The organism is Egicoccus sp. AB-alg2 (assembly GCF_041821065.1).
In the GTDB taxonomy this organism is placed as follows: domain Bacteria; phylum Actinomycetota; class Nitriliruptoria; order Nitriliruptorales; family Nitriliruptoraceae; genus Egicoccus.
The window spans coordinates 1-18,115 of record NZ_JBGUAX010000002.1 but is presented as its reverse complement, the minus strand read 5'-3'; the positions used below and the strand labels follow the sequence as shown (position 1 = coordinate 18,115).

General features: G+C 73.4%; 17 protein-coding genes. 16 read left to right on the top strand and 1 reads right to left on the bottom strand.

The annotated features are described in order from the left end of the window. Positions 1-3 precede the first annotated feature (3 nt). Genes argB through argH form a run of 7 tightly spaced genes read left to right on the top strand, consistent with a single transcriptional unit; the run spans position 4 to position 7,083 of the window. Entirely contained in the window at positions 4-1,008 is a 1,005-nt protein-coding gene (argB, locus tag ACERM0_RS02690) for an acetylglutamate kinase (protein WP_373676976.1), read from the top strand. Next, the gene (locus tag ACERM0_RS02685; RefSeq protein WP_373676975.1) at positions 1,005-2,231 is read left to right on the top strand and encodes an acetylornithine transaminase; all 1,227 of its coding nucleotides are present in this window, start codon (positions 1,005-1,007) and stop codon (positions 2,229-2,231) included. The genes argB and ACERM0_RS02685 overlap by 4 nt, the downstream gene beginning before the upstream one ends. Before the next feature lie 9 nt (positions 2,232-2,240). Continuing rightward, positions 2,241-3,185 carry an ornithine carbamoyltransferase gene (gene argF / locus ACERM0_RS02680; RefSeq protein WP_373676974.1) on the top strand — a complete coding sequence of 315 codons (945 nt, stop codon included), beginning with the start codon at positions 2,241-2,243 and terminating at the stop codon, positions 3,183-3,185. A gap of 16 nt (positions 3,186-3,201) precedes the next feature. After that, positions 3,202-3,687 carry an arginine repressor gene (argR, locus tag ACERM0_RS02675; RefSeq protein WP_373676973.1) on the top strand — a complete coding sequence of 162 codons (486 nt, stop codon included), beginning with the start codon at positions 3,202-3,204 and terminating at the stop codon, positions 3,685-3,687. Positions 3,688-3,704: 17 nt separating this feature from the next. Beyond that, positions 3,705-4,922 carry an argininosuccinate synthase gene (locus tag ACERM0_RS02670; RefSeq protein ID WP_373676972.1) on the top strand — a complete coding sequence of 406 codons (1,218 nt, stop codon included), beginning with the start codon at positions 3,705-3,707 and terminating at the stop codon, positions 4,920-4,922. Then, positions 4,919-5,671 carry a VOC family protein gene (locus ACERM0_RS02665; protein ID WP_373676971.1) on the top strand — a complete coding sequence of 251 codons (753 nt, stop codon included), beginning with the start codon at positions 4,919-4,921 and terminating at the stop codon, positions 5,669-5,671. The genes ACERM0_RS02670 and ACERM0_RS02665 overlap by 4 nt, the downstream gene beginning before the upstream one ends. After that, entirely contained in the window at positions 5,668-7,083 is a 1,416-nt protein-coding gene (gene argH / locus ACERM0_RS02660; RefSeq protein ID WP_373676970.1) for an argininosuccinate lyase, read from the top strand. The genes ACERM0_RS02665 and argH overlap by 4 nt, the downstream gene beginning before the upstream one ends. A gap of 52 nt (positions 7,084-7,135) precedes the next feature. On the opposite strand, the gene ACERM0_RS02655 is transcribed toward argH, so the two are convergent. Next, positions 7,136-7,741 (bottom strand): hypothetical protein, encoded by a 606-nt coding sequence (locus tag ACERM0_RS02655; protein WP_373676969.1) that lies wholly within the window; start codon positions 7,739-7,741, stop codon positions 7,136-7,138. Positions 7,742-7,887: 146 nt separating this feature from the next. Here ACERM0_RS02655 and polX point away from each other — a divergent pair, with 146 nt between their 5' ends. The 9 genes from polX to ACERM0_RS02610 all read left to right on the top strand — a co-directional run bounded on the left by polX (position 7,888) and on the right by ACERM0_RS02610 (position 17,751). Beyond that, positions 7,888-9,684, top strand: a complete 1,797-nt coding sequence (gene polX / locus ACERM0_RS02650; RefSeq protein WP_373676968.1) for a DNA polymerase/3'-5' exonuclease PolX — start codon at positions 7,888-7,890, stop codon at positions 9,682-9,684. Then, on the top strand, positions 9,681-10,331 hold the full coding sequence (locus ACERM0_RS02645; RefSeq protein WP_373676966.1) for a DNA-3-methyladenine glycosylase: 651 nt from the start codon (positions 9,681-9,683) through the stop codon (positions 10,329-10,331). The genes polX and ACERM0_RS02645 overlap by 4 nt, the downstream gene beginning before the upstream one ends. A gap of 130 nt (positions 10,332-10,461) precedes the next feature. Further along, complete coding sequence (locus tag ACERM0_RS02640; RefSeq protein WP_373676965.1) at positions 10,462-11,910, top strand: hypothetical protein; 1,449 nt, start codon at positions 10,462-10,464, stop codon at positions 11,908-11,910. A gap of 30 nt (positions 11,911-11,940) precedes the next feature. Then, positions 11,941-13,485 (top strand): ABC transporter substrate-binding protein, encoded by a 1,545-nt coding sequence (locus tag ACERM0_RS02635; protein ID WP_373676964.1) that lies wholly within the window; start codon positions 11,941-11,943, stop codon positions 13,483-13,485. Between the two features lie 7 nt (positions 13,486-13,492). Then, a complete protein-coding gene (locus tag ACERM0_RS02630) occupies positions 13,493-14,593 on the top strand; it encodes a branched-chain amino acid ABC transporter permease (RefSeq protein WP_373676963.1) in 1,101 nt (366 codons plus the stop codon). A gap of 4 nt (positions 14,594-14,597) precedes the next feature. Then, positions 14,598-15,725, top strand: coding sequence for a branched-chain amino acid ABC transporter permease (locus ACERM0_RS02625; RefSeq protein WP_373676962.1), 1,128 nt, complete (start codon positions 14,598-14,600; stop codon positions 15,723-15,725). Then, entirely contained in the window at positions 15,712-16,488 is a 777-nt protein-coding gene (locus tag ACERM0_RS02620; protein ID WP_373676961.1) for an ABC transporter ATP-binding protein, read from the top strand. Before ACERM0_RS02625 ends, ACERM0_RS02620 begins: the two co-directional genes overlap by 14 nt. Positions 16,489-16,547: 59 nt before the next feature. Continuing rightward, entirely contained in the window at positions 16,548-17,249 is a 702-nt protein-coding gene (locus tag ACERM0_RS02615) for an ABC transporter ATP-binding protein (RefSeq protein ID WP_373677467.1), read from the top strand. 67 nt (positions 17,250-17,316) lie between these two features. After that, positions 17,317-17,751, top strand: coding sequence for a hypothetical protein (locus ACERM0_RS02610; protein ID WP_373676960.1), 435 nt, complete (start codon positions 17,317-17,319; stop codon positions 17,749-17,751). The last annotated feature ends 364 nt before the right edge of the window (positions 17,752-18,115 follow it).

Below are 18,115 nucleotides of genomic sequence, written 5' to 3'. Positions count from 1 at the left end.
GCCATGTCCATCCCGTCCACCACGGCCAGCGCGGACACGACCGCGTCGACGACGACGTCCGCGGACGAGCAGGCCTTCGAGCGGGTCGTCGCCGCCCAGGGCAAGGCCGCCGTGCTGCGCGAGGCGCTGCCCTGGATCACCCGCTTCCACGGCCAGACCGTCGTGATCAAGTACGGCGGCAACGCGATGGTCGACGACGAGCTCAAGCGCTCCTTCGCGGCCGACGTCGCGCTGCTGCACTTCGTCGGGCTGCGGCCGGTGATCGTCCACGGCGGCGGTCCGCAGATCAGCGCGCTCGCCGGCCAGCTCGGCGTCCGGTCCTCGTTCGTCGGCGGTCTGCGGGTCACCGACGAGGCCATGATGGACGTCGTGCGCATGTCGCTGCTCGGGCAGGTCAACCCGGAGCTGGTCGGGCTCGTGCAGGCCGCCGGCGCCCCGGCGGTCGGCGTCGCGGGCACCGACGCGGGGCTGCTGAGGGTCCGCCCCGCCGTCGGCCCCGACGGCGAGGACCTGGGGCTGGTCGGCGAGGTCGAGCAGGTCGCGACCCACTACCTCGACGAGATGCTGCGCGACCAGTTCCTGCCGGTCGTCGCGACCGTCGGGCGCGACGCCGACGGACGGGAACGCAACGTCAACGCCGACCTCGCGGCGGGCGCGATCGCGGCCGCCCTGGGCGCCTCGAAGCTGGTCTACCTCACGGACGTCGAGGGGCTCTACCAGGACTTCGGCGACCCGGAGCGGCAGAGCCTCATGAGCGAGGTCTCCGCCGACCGGCTGCAGGCCATGCTCGACGCGGGCGAATTGCACGAGGGCATGCGCCCGAAGGTGCGCTCCATCGTGCGGGCGATCCAGGACGGCGTGCCGCAGGCCCACATCCTCGACGGGCGGGTGCTGCACGCGGTGCTGATCGAGATCTTCACCGACGAGGGCGTCGGCACCATGATCACCCCCGGCGCACGGGCCACGGCCACCCCCGCGCCGGCCGCGACACGGGCGGGTGCCGCATGACCAGCGCCACCGAGGCACTGGCCACCCGCGCCGGCCAGCGGTTCATGCCGACCTACCCGGCCCCGAAGGCGGCGTTCGTCCGGGGCAAGGGCACCGCGCTGTTCGACGCCGACGACAACGTCTTCCTCGACTTCCTGTGCGGGTTGGGGGTGACCAACCTCGGGCACGCCCACCCGGCGGTCGCCGCGGCCGTGGCGGCGCAGGCGGGCACGCTGGTGCACACCTCCAACCTCTTCGTCACCGAGCCGGCCGTCGCGCTGGCCGAGCGGCTGGCCCGGATCGTGGGGTGGGACGACGCACGGGTGTTCTTCGCCCAGTGCGGTGCCACGGCCAACGAGACCGCGGTGAAGCTCGCCCGGCGCCACGGCAAACGGCAGCGCCCCGACAAGACCCGCGTCGTTGCGCTCGAGGGCTCGTTCCACGGGCGCACGCTCGCGACTTTGGAGGCCACCGGGCAGCCCGCCAAGCACGAGCCGTTCGCGCCGCTGGCCGGGTTCGTCGACCACGTGCCCCACGACGACGCCGACGCCGTGCGTGCCGCGGTGAGCGACACCACCTGCGCGGTTCTCGTGGAGGTCGTGCAGGGCGAGGGCGGCGTCCGGCCGGTCCCGGACGAGGTGCTGCTCGCCGCCCGCGAGGCCTGCGACGCCGTGGGCGCGCTGCTGGTCGTCGACGAGGTGCAGACCGGCATCGGTCGCACCGGCCCCTGGTTCGCGTACCAGGACACCCCGGTCGTGCCCGACGTGGTGACGCTCGCCAAGGCGCTGGCCAACGGCCTGCCCATCGGGGCCTGCGTCGCCCGTGGCGAGGCGGCGACCGCCTTCGGCGTCGGCGACCACGGCACGACCTTCGGCGGCAACCCCGTCACCTGCGCCGCCGCCAACGCCGTCATCGACACCATCGAGGCCGAAGGCGTGCTGGCCGCCGGCCGCACCCGCGCCCGGCGCCTGACCGAGGGGCTCCAGCGGCTGGTCGACACCGCGCCGCTGGCCAGCGGCGTACGCGGTCGTGGCCTGCTGCTGGGGCTGGAGCTGGACGCCCCGGTCGCGGCCGAGGTGGAGGCGGCCTGCCGCGAGCGCTTCCTGATCGTAAACGCCGTCGCCCCCGACGTCGTGCGGTTCGCGCCGCCGCTGACCGTCAGCCGCCAGGAGATCGACCTGGCGCTGGCCGCCGTGGCCGAGTCGCTGGACGCCGTCGCCGCCGGCGACGACCCCACTGCCTGAGGAACCGCCATGACCTTCCCCGACGACTTCCTGTCCGTCGACGACCTGACCGGCGAGCAGTTGCTGCAGGTGCTCGACGTCGCCGACCAGCTCAAGGCCGACCGCGCCGAGCGCCTGGCCGCCGGATCCGACCTGGCCCACGGCGCGCTGCGCGGCCGCACGGTCGCGCTGGTGTTCGAGAAGCCGTCGACGCGGACGCGGGTGTCGTTCCAGGTGGCCGTCACCGAGCTGGGCGGCCAGCCGCTGCCGCTGTCGTCGGCGGAACTGCAGCTCGGCCGCGGCGAGACGATCGCCGACACGGGCACGGTCCTCTCGCGCTACGTCCACGCGGTGGTCGTGCGCACCTTCGGCCAGGACCGCCTGGAGGAGCTGGCGGACGCGGCCGACGTCCCCGTCGTCAACGCACTCACGGACCTCGAGCACCCCTGCCAGGCCGTCGCCGACCTGCAGACCTTCCGCGAGGCCCACGTCGACTTCGAGGGCCGCACCCTGGCCTACGTCGGCGACGGCAACAACGTCGCCAACTCCTTGCTCCTGGCCGGCGCCAAGGTCGGGCTGTCGGTCCGCGTCGGCCATCCGGAGGGACACGCCCCGGACGCGACGATCCTCGCCCGGGCACAGGCCATCGGTGCCGACACCGGGGCGAAGATCCAGGTGACGACCGACCCCGCCGAGGCCGTCGCCGGCGCGGACGCCGTCTACACCGACGTGTGGGCGTCGATGGGGCAGGAGGCGCAGGCCGACGCGCGCGCCCAGCGTTTCGTGCCCTACCGCGTCACCGCCGAGCTGATGGGGCAGGCGGCCAGCGACGCCGTGTTCCTCCACTGCCTGCCGGCCCACCGCGGGGAGGAGGTCACCGCCGAGGTGATCGACGGCCCCGCGTCCCGCGTGTTCGACCAGGCCGAGAACCGGCTGCACGCCCAGAAGGCGCTGCTGGCCGCGTTGCTGGCCTGAGCCGGGAGGAGCCCCGATGGCGGACAAGGCACGTCGGCAGCAGCTGCTGCGCGAGCTGATCAGCTCGACCGACCTCGGCTCGCAGGCCGAGGTGCGCGCGGCATTGGCGGCCCGTGGGCTGGACGCCCACCAGGCGACCGTCAGTCGCGACCTGGACGAGCTCGGCGCCGTGAAGGTCCGCGGCGCCGACGGTGCGCTGGTCTACCGTCTGGCCGTGGATCCCGGGCCAGGCTCCGCACGCAGTCGCCTCGACGACACCCTGCGACAGTTCGTCGTGTCCGTCGCCCACAGCCACAACCTCGTCGTCCTGCGCACCCCACCCGCGTGCGCCCATCCCGTCGCCTCCGCCATCGATCTCGCCGAGCTCGACGACGTGCTGGCCACCGTCTCGGGGGACGACACCGTGCTGGTCGTCGCCGCCGAGTCCCTGTCCGGCGCCGACCTCGCCGACCGGCTGCGCATCCGCGCCGGCCTCGCCACCCCGACCACCTCTCCCGCCTGACCCTAGGAGTCTTTCGCATGAAGCCTCGGATCGTGCTCGCCTACTCCGGCGGCCTCGACACGTCCGTCGCCATCCAGTGGATGCGCGAGCACAAGGACGTCGACGTCGTCGCCTGCGCCGTCGACGTCGGCCAGGGTGTCGACGACCTCGACGAGATCCGCCAGCGCGCCCTCGACTGTGGCGCCGTCGAGTCCGTCGTGGTCGACGCGAAGGACGAGTTCGCCACCGACTTCATCGCGCCGGCACTGAAGGCCAACGCGATGTACATGGGCAAGTACCCGCTCGTGTCCGCGTTGTCGCGTCCGCTGATCGTCAAGCACCTCGTCCGTGTCGCCCGGGAGACGGGTGCCGCCGGTGTCGCGCACGGCTGCACCGGCAAGGGCAACGACCAGGTCCGCTTCGAGGTCGGCACGATGTGCCTGGCACCCGACCTGGACACGGTGGCACCGATCCGCGAGTGGGGCCTGTCGCGCGACGCAGCGATCGACTACGCCAACGAGCGTGGCATCCCGATCCCGGTGAAGTCCAAGGCGTCGCCGTACTCGATCGACGAGAACGCCTGGGGCCGCACGGCCGAGTGCGGCATCCTCGAGGACCCCTGGGCGGCACCGCCCGAGGACGTCTTCGAGCGCACCGTCAGCGTCAAGGACGCCCCCGACGAGCCCGAGGAGATCGTGCTCGCCTTCCGCCACGGCATGCCGGTCAGCCTCGACGGCAAGGAACTGCCGCTGGCGCAGCTGGTGGCCGAACTGGACGCGCGTGCCGGGGCCCACGGCGTCGGGCGCATCGACATGATCGAGGACCGCCTCGTCGGCATCAAGAGCCGCGAGATCTACGAGTGCCCCGGCGCGATCACGCTGCTGACGGCCCACCGCGACCTCGAGGACCTGTGCCTGGAGCAGGAACTGGCCGAGCACAAGCGCGCCGAGGAGGGCCGCTACGCCCAGCTGATCTACAACGGCCTTTGGTGGGGGCCGCTCAAGAAGGCCCTGGACGCCTTCATGGAGGAGGCCAACCGCTACGTCAACGGCGAGGTCCGGGTGGAGCTGTTCAAGGGCCACGCCACCGTCGTCGGCCGTCGCAGCGACGACTCGGGCCTGTACCAGTACGAGATGGCGACCTACGACGCGCAGGACCAGTTCGACCAGTCGCTGGCCGAGGGCTTCGTCAAGCTGTGGGGCCTGCCGCTGAAGACCTGGGCCGCCCGCGCGACCGAGCACGGCGACCAGCTGTGAGCCTCCGCCTGCGCAACGTCCAGGCCGACGCCCCCGCGGCCGCGCACGACGCCGTCGTGGCGTTCTGGGCGGCCGCGCTGGGCGCCGCCTCGACGCGGCGGGCGTCCGAGCACCACACCCACCTCGTCGGCCACGACGCGGTCTGCGGACTGCACGTCCAGCGCCGCGAGGACGGCGTGAGCCGCTTCCACCTCGACCTCGACACCGACGACGTGGCGGGCGAGGTGCAGCGGCTGCTGGCGGCCGGAGCGACCCACGTCGCGTCGCGACCGCAGGGCGACGGCGACGTGCTGGCCAGCCCGGCCGGGCTCGTGCTGTGCGTGGTCGAGACAGGCCGGATCGAACCCGAGCTCGGGACGCCCGGCCACGGACCGGCGCGCCTGGCCGCCGTCTTCGTCGACGTCCCGGCCGGGCTGGTCGACGCGGAGGTCGGGTTCTGGACCGCGGCGTTCGAGGTCGATGCCCGCGTCGCCACCGAACGTGACGAGTACGTCCTGCTCGGTGACGTGCCGGGCGTGTCCGGCCCGGTGCGCTTCGAGGTGCAGCGACTGGACGACGGAGCCCCGCGCTACCACGTCGACCTCGACGCGACCGACGTCACCGACGCCGCCGCACGCCTGCAGGCGGCCGGCGCCGCCCACGTCCAGGACGTCGACAGCTGGGTCACCCTGGCCGACCCGGCCGGCCTGCTGCTGTGCGTGGTGCCCGACCACTTCCACGCATCCGACGATCCGGAGTCCGCCCCGTGACCCAGCAACACGACGCCACCGACGCCGGCCGCCTCTGGGGCGGCCGGTTCACGACCGGGCCGGACGAGGCCGCCTGGCAGCTGGGCGTCTCCACCGCCTTCGACCGGCAGCTGTGGCGACAGGACCTGGCCGGCTCCCGCGCCCACGCCCACGAACTGCGGCGCATCGGCGTGCTCGACGACGACGAACTCGACCGCATGCTGGCCGCCCTGGAGCGGTGCGCGGCCCTGTTCGCGCGTGACGAGTTCCCGTTCCTGCCCACCGACGAGGACGTCCACGGCGCCGTGGAGCGCTGGCTGGTCGAGGAACTGGGTCCCCTCGGCGGCAAGCTGCGTGCCGGCCGGTCGCGCAACGACCAGATCGCCAACGACCTGCGCCTGTGGTGCCGTGACGCCTGCGACGACCTCGTCGGGCTCGTCGGCGAACTGCAGGCCGCGCTGGTCGAACAGGCCGAGGCGCACCTCGACTGGCTCGCCCCCGGCTACACGCACGTGCAGCGCGGCCAGCCGGTCCTGCTCAGCCACCACCTGCTCGCCTACGTCTGGATGCTCGACCGCGACGCCGGCCGCCTCCGCGACGCCCGCGAACGCCTCGACGCGTCGGTGCTGGGCTCGGGCGCACTGGCGGGCACCACCCTGGGCCTCGACCCGGCCGCGTATGCCGAGCACCTCGGCTTCTCGCGCGTCATCGAGAACTCGATGGACGCGGTGGCCTCGCGCGACTTCGCGCTGGAACTGCTGTCCGCCTGCGCGATCCTGGCCGTGCACCTCTCGCGCCTCGGCGAGGAGATCGTGCTGTGGGCCACGGCCGAGTTCGGGTTCGCGAAGGTCGGCGACGCGTTCTCGACCGGCTCGTCGATCATGCCGCAGAAGCGCAACCCGGACGTGGCGGAACTCGTGCGTGGCAAGGCCGGTCGGGTCATCGGCGACCTCGTGTCGCTGCTGACCACGGTCAAGGCGCTGCCGATGGCCTACGACCGCGACCTGCAGGAGGACAAGGAGCCCGTCTTCGACGCGGTGGGCACGCTGCGGCTCGTGCTGCCGGCCATCACCGGGACGGTCGCGTCGCTGACCTTCGACCAGGACCGGCTCGCCGACGCCTCGGTCGGCGGGTTTGCACTGGCCACCGACCTGGCCGAGGAACTCGTCCGTCGCGGGGTGCCCTTCCGTGAGGCCCACGAGGTGGTCGGCGAGGTGGTGCGGCTGGCGGAGACGCGCGGCGTCGACCTCGACGGGCTCGACCCGGGCGAGCTGGCTGCGGCCCACCCGGTGCTCGACCGCGGCGTGGCGGACCTGCTCGACGCCCGCCAGGCGGTCGACCGGCGTGACAGCACGCTCGGCACGGCCTCCAGCGCGGTCCGCGAGCAGCTGCGCCTGGCGCGGCGGGCGTCCGCGACCAATCGCGGCGACTGACGGACACGGCGGCCAGCGATCGGGCGTGCGCGCGGCGGGGCCTGCCTCCTCCTCAGCCCGCGGGTGGCCGGTCGCGGAGCCCCAGCGCACGGCGCTCGAGCCGGGCGAGCGTGGCCCAGTCGCCGGCAGCGAACGCGCCAGCCGCGTCGACGCCGCCCCGACGCAGGTCGCGCAGCGAGCGGTTCGCAATCGCCCGGTGGGCGAGCAGGCGGTCGGCGCCGACCGTGCCGGCGAGCCGTTCCACCTCGGCGACCTCACGGACCCACCGCACCCGCCGCGGCAGGTGGCTCAACAGCAGCAGGCCGACCGGCAGCACCACCAGCAGCAACGGCAGCCACAGCGCCAGCGCGTCGATGGACGAGCCGGCCTCCGTCCCGGCCACGCTGAGGTCGCGGCCGGCCTCCGCGACGACGTCGAAGGGCGTGCGCAGCGCCCCACCCACCAGCGGCACGTCGGACAGTGCGTCGCCGGCGGACGTGGCACCGCTGCTGACGCTGCGCCCGGACGATTCGACCCGTTCGGCGGCGGTGCGGAAACCCAGGATCTGTTCGCGCAGGAACGACGCCAGCCACAGCAGCAGGAACGTGACCACGGCCACGGCCCCGTCGCCGAGGACCTGGGCCGTGCGCTTCGGGCCGGTGTCGGCGTAGAGCTTCACGCGCGCCTCCTCGTGTCCGGGCGCACACCTACCCGAACGCCTACGCCGCGGCCCGGACGACGCGCGGCCGGACGTCCGAGGTGCGCCCGACGTTACGCTTCCGGCGACGGTGCCGACCGCCGGCACCGAGGGCAGAAGCGGACACGGTGGCGAAGAAGAACGGCGAGGTGGCCCGCGCACTGGGCGAGCTCGCGACGCTGACCGAGATCGACGAGGGCAGCCCGCAGGCGTTCCGGGTGCGTGCCTACCAGAACGCGCAACGGGCGGTCGAGCAGTTACCGACCGACGTCGCCGAGCTGTCGGCCGCCCAGCTCGCGAACGTGAAGGGCATCGGCAAGAGCATCGCCGCCAAGATCCGCGAGTACGTCGACACGGGCACGATGGCCAAGCTCGAGGAGTTGCGGGCCAAGCATCCGGTCGGCAAGCAGGAACTGCTCCGCGTCCCGGGCCTCGGGCCCAAGACCATCGGGCTGCTCGACGACCTGCTCGGCATCCGTGACCTGGACGGGCTGCGTGCGGCCCTCGACGACGGGCGGATCGCGAACCTGCCGGGACTGGGGGAGAAGACCGCCGACAACCTGCGCCTCGCCATCGAACAGCTGGGGCTCTCGTCGAAGCAGACCCGTGTGCCGCTGTACGTCGCCGTGCCGCTCGCGGAGCGCATCGTCGCGGCGATGCGCGTCGTCGACGGCGTGGAGCAAGCCGCCTACGCGGGCTCGGTCCGCCGTTTCCGGGAGACCCTCGGCGATCTGGACGTGCTGGTCGCCGCCACCGATGCTCCCGCGGTCACCGAGGCGTTCCTCGGTCTCGGCGACGTCGGCCAGGTCATCGGCTCGGGCGGCACGAAGACCAGCGTGCTGACCCGCGAGGGCGTGCAGGTGGACCTGCGGATCGTCCCGCCGGAGAGCTTCGGTGCCGCGCTGCTGTACTTCACCGGCTCCAAGGCCCACAACATCCGGCTGCGCCAGCGGGCCTTGAAGCGCGGCATGACCCTCAACGAGTACGCGCTCGCGAAGCTGCCCGAGGACGTCGACGCCGACGACGAGGACGCCGAGGCAGCGCCCGTCGACCGGCGCGACCTCGAGGTCGTCGCCCAGCGCACCGAGGACGAGGTGTACGCGGCGCTGGACCTGCCGTGGATCCCGGCCGAGCGCCGGGAGGACGACGGCGAGATCGAGGCCGCGGAGGCCGGCACCGCCCCGACGTTGGTCACGCGCGAGGACCTGCGCGGAGACCTGCACGACCACACCGACTGGTCGGGCGACGGGCGGGCCTCGCTGGAGACGATGGTGGCCGCCGCGGTCGAGCGCGGCCACGAGTACCTCGCGATCACCGACCACGCGGAGAACCTGCGCATCAACGGCATCTCGCGCGAGGGCATGCTCCGGCAACGCCGGCTGGTCCGGGACCTCGAGCAGCAGCGGGGCGACATCCGGCTGTTCCACGGGGCGGAGCTCAACATCGGCCTGGACGGCACCCTCGACTACGACGCGGAGTTCCTGGCCGGCTACGACTGGCTCGTCGCCAGCGTGCACTCCCACTTCACCCGCCCGGTCACGGAGCAGACCGAGCGGGTGGTGGCCGCGATCCGGCACCCCTCGGTGACGGCGATCGGGCACCTCCACGGCCGCATGATCGGCAAGCGTCCCGGCATCGAACTCGACCTCGACCAGGTCCTGGACGCCGCGGCGGAGACCGGCACCGCCATCGAGATCAACTGCAACCTGCGCCGCCTCGACGCCTCCGCCGAGGTGATCCGCGAGGGCGCCGCACGAGGGGTCACGTTCGTGATCTCCACCGACGCGCACTCGGTGCCGGAGTTGGACAACCTGCGTCACGGAGTCGCCAATGCGCGGCGCGGCGGCCTGCCGCGCGACCAGGTCGCCAACACCTGGCCGCTGGACCGGTTCGTGGCGTGGGTCGACCGCGTCCGCACGGCGTGACCGTGGTCAGATCCGTCGGCGAGTTGCGGCCGTTCGCGCGCGAGCGGCTGGCCGTCGGTGCGCCCGAGGCGGCCATCGCGCTGCTGGGATCGCTCCTGCGCCGCCGCGAGCCCGACGGGACGTGGAGCGTCGTGCGGATCGTCGAGACCGAGGCCTACCGCGAGGACGACGCCGCCAGCCACAGCGCCGCCGGCCTCACGCCCCGCACCGCGCCGATGTTCGCCCGGCCCGGCACCGCCTACGTCTACCGCTCCTACGGCATCCACTGGTGCCTGAACGTGGCGGCCGAGCCGCCCGGCACGGGCGCCGCGGTGCTGCTGCGGGCGGCCGTCGCGCTGGACGGTCGTGATGTGCTGCGCGAACGGCGACCCACCGCCCGTGACGACCGGGAGCTGCTGCGTGGTCCGGGCCGCCTCTGCCAGGCCCTGGCGGTGACCGCGCCCGAGCACGACGGTGCCGACCTCCTCGACGACGAGGCGACCCTGCAGCTCGTGGACGACGGCTACCGGCCCGGCCGGGCCGAGGTCGTCGTCGGCCCGCGGGTCGGGGTGCGGCAGGCTGCCGACGTCCCGTGGCGGTTCGCGCTGCGCGACGTGCCCGAGGTGAGCGGTTACCGGCGCCACCCCCGCGCACCGCGCCCGGCCTGAACCGGCCGCACCGCGCGAGGGCCCACGTGGCATACCGCAAGGAATCGCGTGCGGCCGCGTGACCTGCCGCGCGCTCGCTCGTTGGGCGTGCTGGAGGCCCGTGGGAGACGGGCCCGGCAGGGAGGTCTCGATGCGGCCCGCAGCGATCGACGATGCACGTGTCCGTGGCCGGGCGCACCGACACGTGGGCCGGCTCACCGGCATCACGCTGCTGGTGGCGGCCATGGCCGGCGCGCCGGCCGCGGCGCAGGACGCTGCGCCTCCGGCGGACGACGGCGCACCGCTGGAGATCGAGGCGTCGACGCTGTACGTGTCGCCGACGACCGACGCCATCCCTCCGACGCTGCGTCGCCAGTTCCCGCCGGAGGCCGTCTGCGTCGTGCGTCCGGAGCTGTGCCCGGAGGCGTCGGAGGACGTGCGCCAGACCGTCGTGGGTGCCCTGCGCGAGGTCAACGAGCGTGAGCCGGCCGTGCCCGTGCAGCCGGTCCCGGCGGACACGGCCGCGGTCTCGTTCCTCGGCGGGCAGCCGCGCTACCAGACCGCCATCCGTTTCGCCCTGCCGCCCGTTCCCGACGGGCAGGAGATCGTCGCCTTCACCGTGACGGTCCCGCAGAGCCAGCCCAGCTACGAGCTCGGGTCGCCGGCCTTCCGGCGGGCCGTGCTGGCGGCGTTCGAGACCATCGGTCCCCAGGACCCGGCGGTGCTCGCCGAGGGCCTGGCGGCCGCGCTGCAGGAGGACCCGGTCGAGCTGGATCCGGAGCTGATCGGCATCGAGGCGTGCCCGCTGCTGAGCGAGTTCACACCGGGTGGCGCCCCGCAGGCGTCCTCGGACGACGACCTGCCACGCCGAGCGGAGGGTGACGAGGAGGTCGTCGACGTCGACTGCATCTACGGCACCAACGCCGTCCGGACCGACGGTGACGTGTGGTCGTTCGACCTGACCTTCACGGCCGCCGCCTGGGCGGACGGCGAGCTCGCCAACCACGGTCTGCTCCTGCGACCGATCGGCGCCCCCAACCTCGCCTTCGGCGACCCCGACACGTCCACCACCGCCCAGGTGGCGCTCGACCTGACCGAGGTCCGCGCGAGCATGCAGACCGCCGAGCCGGCACCTCCAGTGGAGGGCATGCCGCCCCTGGAGGACGGGCCGGCCGATCCGGTCGTCGCGGCCGAGGGCGACTTCGGTGACGACGGCTTCGACGACGGGTTCGACGACGGCGGCTTCGACGACGACGCCGGTGGGGGCGGGGACGGGGGCTTCGACGACGTCGCCTTCGACGACGCGGGCGGGGAGGCGCTCGCCGACGGCGAGTCGCTCGACGAGGCCGCGCTCGCCGACGGTGCCCCCGGCGACGCCGCCGAGGTCGCCGCCCCGCCCGGCGGCGCCAATCCGACGCTCGCCGCCGACGAGGGCGGCGTCGGCAACCCGTGGTGGCTGTGGCTCCTGGTGCCGGTCTTCCTCGGCGGTGCCTACCTCACCAGCCAGGCGCTCGTGCCCGGTGGCGTCTCGCTGCCCGGCAGCGGCGGCGCGCTGAGCCGCCTGATCGAACGCCGGGGCGGCGACGCCGGCCTGGCCTGATCCGTCCACCGACGCCCCAGAGGTCGGCAGATGCGACACACCATCCTTCACGCACTCGGGATCCCCGTGGCACTGGCGCTGACGCTGGTCGCCTGCGGGCAGAAGCCGGGCGTCCACGTGGAGAGCAGCCCGCTGGCGCGCGGCAGCGGCGCTGCCGGCGGCGCCGAGCTGCTGGTGGAGGCGGGCGACGAGGAGGCGCTCGCCGCGGACGGCTTCGGCGAGGACGCTGCCCTCGATGGCGCGTTCGACGTCGAGGGCGGCGACGCAGCCGCCGCCGATGACCTCGCCGCAGGTGACCTCGGCGAGGGCGTCGACGCAGACGCCGACGCCGCCGATGGCGGAGGCGGATCCGGCGACGGTGCCGCTGGCGAGCAGGGAGGCGGCGGATCCGGTGACGCTGCGACGGCCGGTGGCGGCGGAGGCGGCGGCGGTGGCTCCGGTGGGGGAGGCGCCCGCCAGCCCCAGGGCAGCGACCGGACGGGCGTGACCGACGACACGATCACCCTGGCCGTCCACGCGCCGGTGACGGGTGCGGCGCCCCTGCCCTCCACCTCGTTCGAGAAGTCCCGCGACCTGTACTGGCGCTGGATCACGGAGGCGAAGGGCCAGAAGGTGCTCGGCCGCGACAAGATCGAGGTGATCTTCGCCGACGACCGCTACGACCCGAACTCGGCGATCCAGGTCTGCCGCAACCTGGCCGGTCGTGCCTTCCTGCTGATGGGCGGCGGTGGCACCGACCAGATCCAGGCCTGCGGGCGCCGCATGGGGCAGGAACGCGTGCCCTACTTCTCGGCCGGTGTCACGGAGACCGGCTTGGAGGGCAACCCCTGGTACTTCGCCGCGTCGATGACCTACCGGCAGCAGGCCGACCTGCTCGCGCAGTACGTGAAGAAGACCTTCCCCGGCAAGAAGGTCGGCGCGATCGTCACCCAGACCCCCAACTTCAACGACGCCGTCAGCGGCTGGGAGGCCGCGGTGAAGAAGCACGGTCTCGACTACGCCGGCACCCAGCGCCACCCCAAGGGCGACACGACCTGGTACTCCAGCTACGCCGGCGAGCTCGAGCGCCGCGGTGTCGAGGTCGTGTTCTTCCTCTCCAGTCCGCTGGACTACATCCGCTTCGCGCAGTCGACCGACCGCGACTTCCACTACGTCGGGGTCGGTGTCAGCAAGGGGCTCAACGACGTGCTGCGCTCTGGCTGCCCGCACGTCGGCAACGGCACGTTCTTCTCGCCGTTCCCGGCGCTCGAGACGGCCGGCAAGCTCGACCCGGAGTTCCAGCAGGCGGCCAGCCGCTTCGGCGTGCCGGCCGACGACATCGCGTGGGCCATCTGGGGTGCCAGCAAGCTGCAGCACGCCGCGTTCAAGAGCTACGAGAAGACGTTCGGCAACGACCTCACCCGCGAGGACTTCCGCGCCGTCGTCGCGTCCTCGGGGCGGGTCTCCACCGGGGTGTACCCGGACGTGAACTACCGCCCCGACAACCACTTCGGAGGCACCGGCGTCCACGTGCTGCGGGCCGACTGCGGATCGCGCCAGTACCGCGACGGCGGCACCTTCAAGTCGAGCTTCTGAGCGCGCCATGACGACCGACACGACCGAGTCGACCGCGGCCCTGGAGGCCGAGGTCGCCGTACCCGAGGCGCCGTCCGACGGCGTGCTCGAGACACGGCTCGCGCGTTTGACGGGGGCACTGACAGCGCGCCGGACGACGGTCGTCTGGAGCGTCGCCGTCCTCGTCGTCGCCGGCGGGTTGGCCGCCGCCGGCATGGACGTGGGTGCCGCGGTCGTGAACGGCCTCGGGTCCGGGGCGATCTACGCCCTGGTGGCGCTCGGGATCGCGCTCGTCTACCGCGCCACCCGGGTGCTCAACTTCGCGCAGGGCGAATTGGGCACCATGCCCGCCTTCGTGGTCGTGCTGCTCCTGCTCGGCGGTGACCTCGACGGGTTCGTGGACGCCGCCGAGGTGTCCTTCGCCCGCCTGGTGGTGCTGACACTGGTCGCGGTCGCGGTCGGTGCAGCCCTGGCGGTGACGGTCAACCTCGCGGTCATCCAGCGCCTCGCGGACCGCAGCCCCGTCACCAGCCTGGTCGCCACCGCCGGGGTGGCCCTGCTGCTCATCGGCGTGCAGGTGGTCGTCTTCGACCTGCAGTCCCGGACCTTCCCACAGTTCTTCAGCGGCACCCTGCGGGTCCTGTGGTTGCGCGTACCGGCGCACACCCTCGTGGTCGCCGCCGTGCTGGTCGTCGCCTCGGTCGCGCTCGTGGCGTTGTTCCGCACGCCGCTCGGGGTCGCGCTGCTCGCCAGCGCACAGGACGCCTTCGCCGCCGAACTGCACGGTGTCTCGGCGCGGGCCATGTCGTCGCTGGCCTGGGGGCTGGCCGGCGGGCTGGCCGCGCTCGGGGGCGTGCTGGGCGCCGGCGTGTTCGAGGGCATCACTCCGGGGCTGATGACCAGCACCTTCCTGATACCGGCCTTCACCGCCGCCGTCCTTGGCGGGATCGCCTCGCCGGCCGGCGCTGTCGTCGGGGGGCTGCTGCTCGGGCAGGTGTCGGCGACCGCCAACGAGGTGACGGTCGCGTTCGACCTCAACGTCCCCAACGCGCCGACTCTGGCGGCCTTCGTCGTACTGCTGCTCGTGCTGGTGTTCCGACCCCTCGGGCTGCTGGGCAAGGAGGGCTGACGCGATGTCCGCCACCGCCACACGACCGTCCGCCGCGCCGTCCGCCGGGCCCCCCACCCGCGGCACCGTCGGCCCGGCGGCCGCTCCCGTGTCGAGCTGGCGGCCCGGCCCGGCCGGCATCGCGGGTCGGCTGACGGTGTGGTGCCTGCTCGCCGCCGCGGTCGGCGGGCTGCCGCTGGTGGTGCCCCCGCTCACCCGCACCGTCGTCGCGACCGTCGCCGTGTACGGCATGGTCGCGCTCAGCCTGAACGTGCTGGTCGGCTACACCGGGCAGGTCTCGCTCGGGCACTCGGCCTTCCTCGGCATCGGCGCCTTCGGGGCCGGCTTCGTACTGACCGAGCTCGCGTTGCCGTGGGAGGTCGCGGCGGCCGTCGCGGTGGCCCTCGGCGCCACCATCGCGCTGCTCCTGGGCGTCGTCGCCCTGCGCGTCCGGGGCTTGTACCTGGCGCTCGTGACGCTGGCGCTGGGCCTGTTCGCCGAACGGGTGCTGTTCGGCATCGAACCGCTCACCGGCGGCGGCGCCGGTCAGACGGCGGACCGGCCGTCCTGGGCGACCGGCGACCTCGCCTACGCCTACGTCTGCTACGCCGGCCTGGCCGCGGTGTGGCTGCTCGACTGGCGACTGACGGCGTCCAAGGCCGGTCGCGCCATCCGGGCGCTGCGCGACTCGGAGCGGGTCGCCGCGTCGTGGGGGATCGACGTCACGCGCTACAAGCTGCTGGCCTTCGTCCACGCCGGCGCCGTCGCAGGCCTGGCCGGCGCGCTCTTCGCCTCGATCACCGAGGTGGTCTCGCCGCTGACGTTCAACTTCATGCTGTCGCTGACGTTTCTGATGATGGTCGTGGTCGGGGGCATCGGGTCGCGCATCGGGGTCGTGCTCGGCGCCGCGCTGTTCACGGCCCTGCCGAACGTGCTCGACGCATTGCACGAGGGCATCGACCGCTTCCCGCTGGACGGCTCCGCTGCCCAGGTCTTCGGGGCGCTGCTGCTGCTCGCGGTGCTGGTCCGCTTCCCGGGCGGCATCGCCCAGTCGCTGAGCCCGGTGGTCCGGTGGTGCACGTTCCGCCCGCCCGGCGCCCCCGGCGCCGACACCACCGCGACGGCGCCAGGAGGCAGCGATGGCCGTCCTTAGCGCGCGCGGCGTGTCGATCCGCTTCGGTGGCCTCCAGGCGCTGGCGGACGTCAGCTTCGACGTCAACGAGCACGAGATCGTCGGCCTGATCGGACCGAACGGCGCCGGGAAGACCACGCTGTTCAACTGCGTCACCGGCTTCTACGCGCCGACCGAGGGCGACGTGTTCGTCCGCGACGAACGGGTCACCCACCTGCGCCCGGACCAGCGCACGGTCCGCGGCGTCGGTCGGACGTTCCAGCACGTCGGGCTCGTGCGCTCGTTCACCGTCCTGGAGAACCTGCTCGTCGCCCAGCACCGCAACATCCGTTACGGCGTGGCCGCCGGACTGCTCGGGCTGCCCGGCGCGGTCGGCGAGGAACGCGTCCTGCGCCGGCGCGCCCGGTTGCTGCTCGGCGAGCTCGGCCTGCTGCACCTCGCCGACCAGCCACTGGGAGGGCTCTCCTACGGGATGCTCAAGCAGGTCGAGGTGGCGGCGGTGCTCGCGACCGATCCCGACGTGCTGATGCTCGACGAGCCGCTGGCGGGGCTCGGCCCCGAGGAAGCCGACGGGTTCGCCGACCGACTGCTGGCCATGCGCCGCGACCTCGGGCTCACCGTCGTGGTGATCGAGCACCACGTGCCCTTCATGCTTCGTATCTGCGACTACGTCTACGTCCTCAACTTCGGGCGCCTGCTGGCCGAGGGTCGCCCCGACGAGGTGCGTGCCAACCGGGACGTCGCCGAGGCCTACCTCGGCCAGGGTGCGGTGGCGCTGGCATGAGAAGGACCGCCGTGCACCCATCGACCCGGCCCGTCGGCGGCGACGAGACGCCCCGTCCCCTGCTGTCGCTGACGGACGTGCATGCCGGTTACGGCAACCTGCCGGTCCTGCACGGCGTCGACCTCGACGTCGCCGCCGGCTCGACCGCCGTGCTGCTCGGCCTCAACGGTGCCGGCAAGACCACGACCGCCCACACCATCTGCGGCGCGCTACGCGTCTGGTCGGGAGCGATCCACTTCGACGGCCACGACATCACGCGGTGGTCGACGAAGCGCTGCGTCGACGCAGGGGTCGTCATGGTCCCGGAGGGCCGCCGTGTGTTCCCCGATCTCAGCGTCGGCCGCAACCTGCAGGTGGGCGCGTGGACGCAGCGTCGTGACGCGTCGTGGGTCGCCGACCGCCTCGAGCAGGTGCTGGGTTACTTCCCGCGCCTGCGCGAACGGCTCGACCAGGCGGCCGGGACGCTGTCCGGCGGCGAGCAGCAGATGCTGGCCATCGCCCGCGGCCTCATGGCCCGGCCGCGCCTGCTCATCGTCGACGAGGCCTCGATGGGGCTCGCGCCGGTGATCGTGAAGGACGTGTTCGACATTGTGCGGCGAATCACCGCCGACGGTGTCACGGTGCTGTTGATCGAGCAGAACGTCGGCGCCCTCGAGGTCGCCGACGTCGGGGTGGTCATGGAGAGGGGCCGGGTCGTCCGCCGGCTCGTGGGCGAGCAGCTGCGGGACCGCTCGGCTGTCAGCGCGGCCCTGATGGGATGAGCGGCGCCTCGTCACCGAGGCGCCCCGTCGATTGGAGGAAGACGTGGGAGACCGGACCAGGAGCACGATGCACCTCGCCGTGGGGTTCACGGGTGTCGGCTTCCTCCTGATCGCACTGGGCTGGAACGGCGCCGCCAGCCTCGACCACGTGCAGGGCCAGGTGCCCTATCTCATCTCCGGCGGGCTCGCCGGCCTGGGGCTGATCGGGCTCGGGCTCATGCTGGCCATCGTCCAGGAGCTGCGGCGCACCAACGCGGGCCTGACCGCCCGCATCGACGCGCTGACCGACCTGGTGGCGGGGGAGCGGCCGACCGGGGCCCTGCCCTCGGCGGTGCCCGTCGACGGCACCGCCGTCGTGGCCGGCGCCAGCACCTTCCACCTGCCGGCGTGCGAGCTCGTGGCCGGCCGGGAGCGCCTGCAGCCGATGCGCCCCCAGGACGCGGTACGGCGCGGGTTGGCGCCCTGTCGCGTGTGCCGACCGGTCGTGGACGTGGTGGGCTGAGCAGGCCGGCGAGCGGACGTGAGCTGGCCGTGACCCGGCCGCTGCATCGGCAGGCACGTCGAGGTGGTGCGACGCAAGTCGGGCGCCCGAGTTGCGCGATCGTTGCGCGGGGGTGGTGGGCTGGTTTGCGCCGCGGCGGGCCCTGGATACTGTTCCACCTGTCAGCGGGGCACGCCGCGGCCAACACGGCGCGGCTGGACACACGGGCAGCAGCCCGGTACCGTTGACGACCGGCCCCGAGCGGGCCACGCTCCTTCCACCTCGAGCCGTCGCCGACGCGCCGCGACCATCGGTCGTGACCGCCCGGGAGCTACGAGGACCACCGGCCTTCACGTCGTCTCGACGTCATGAGCCGGAGGAGCGA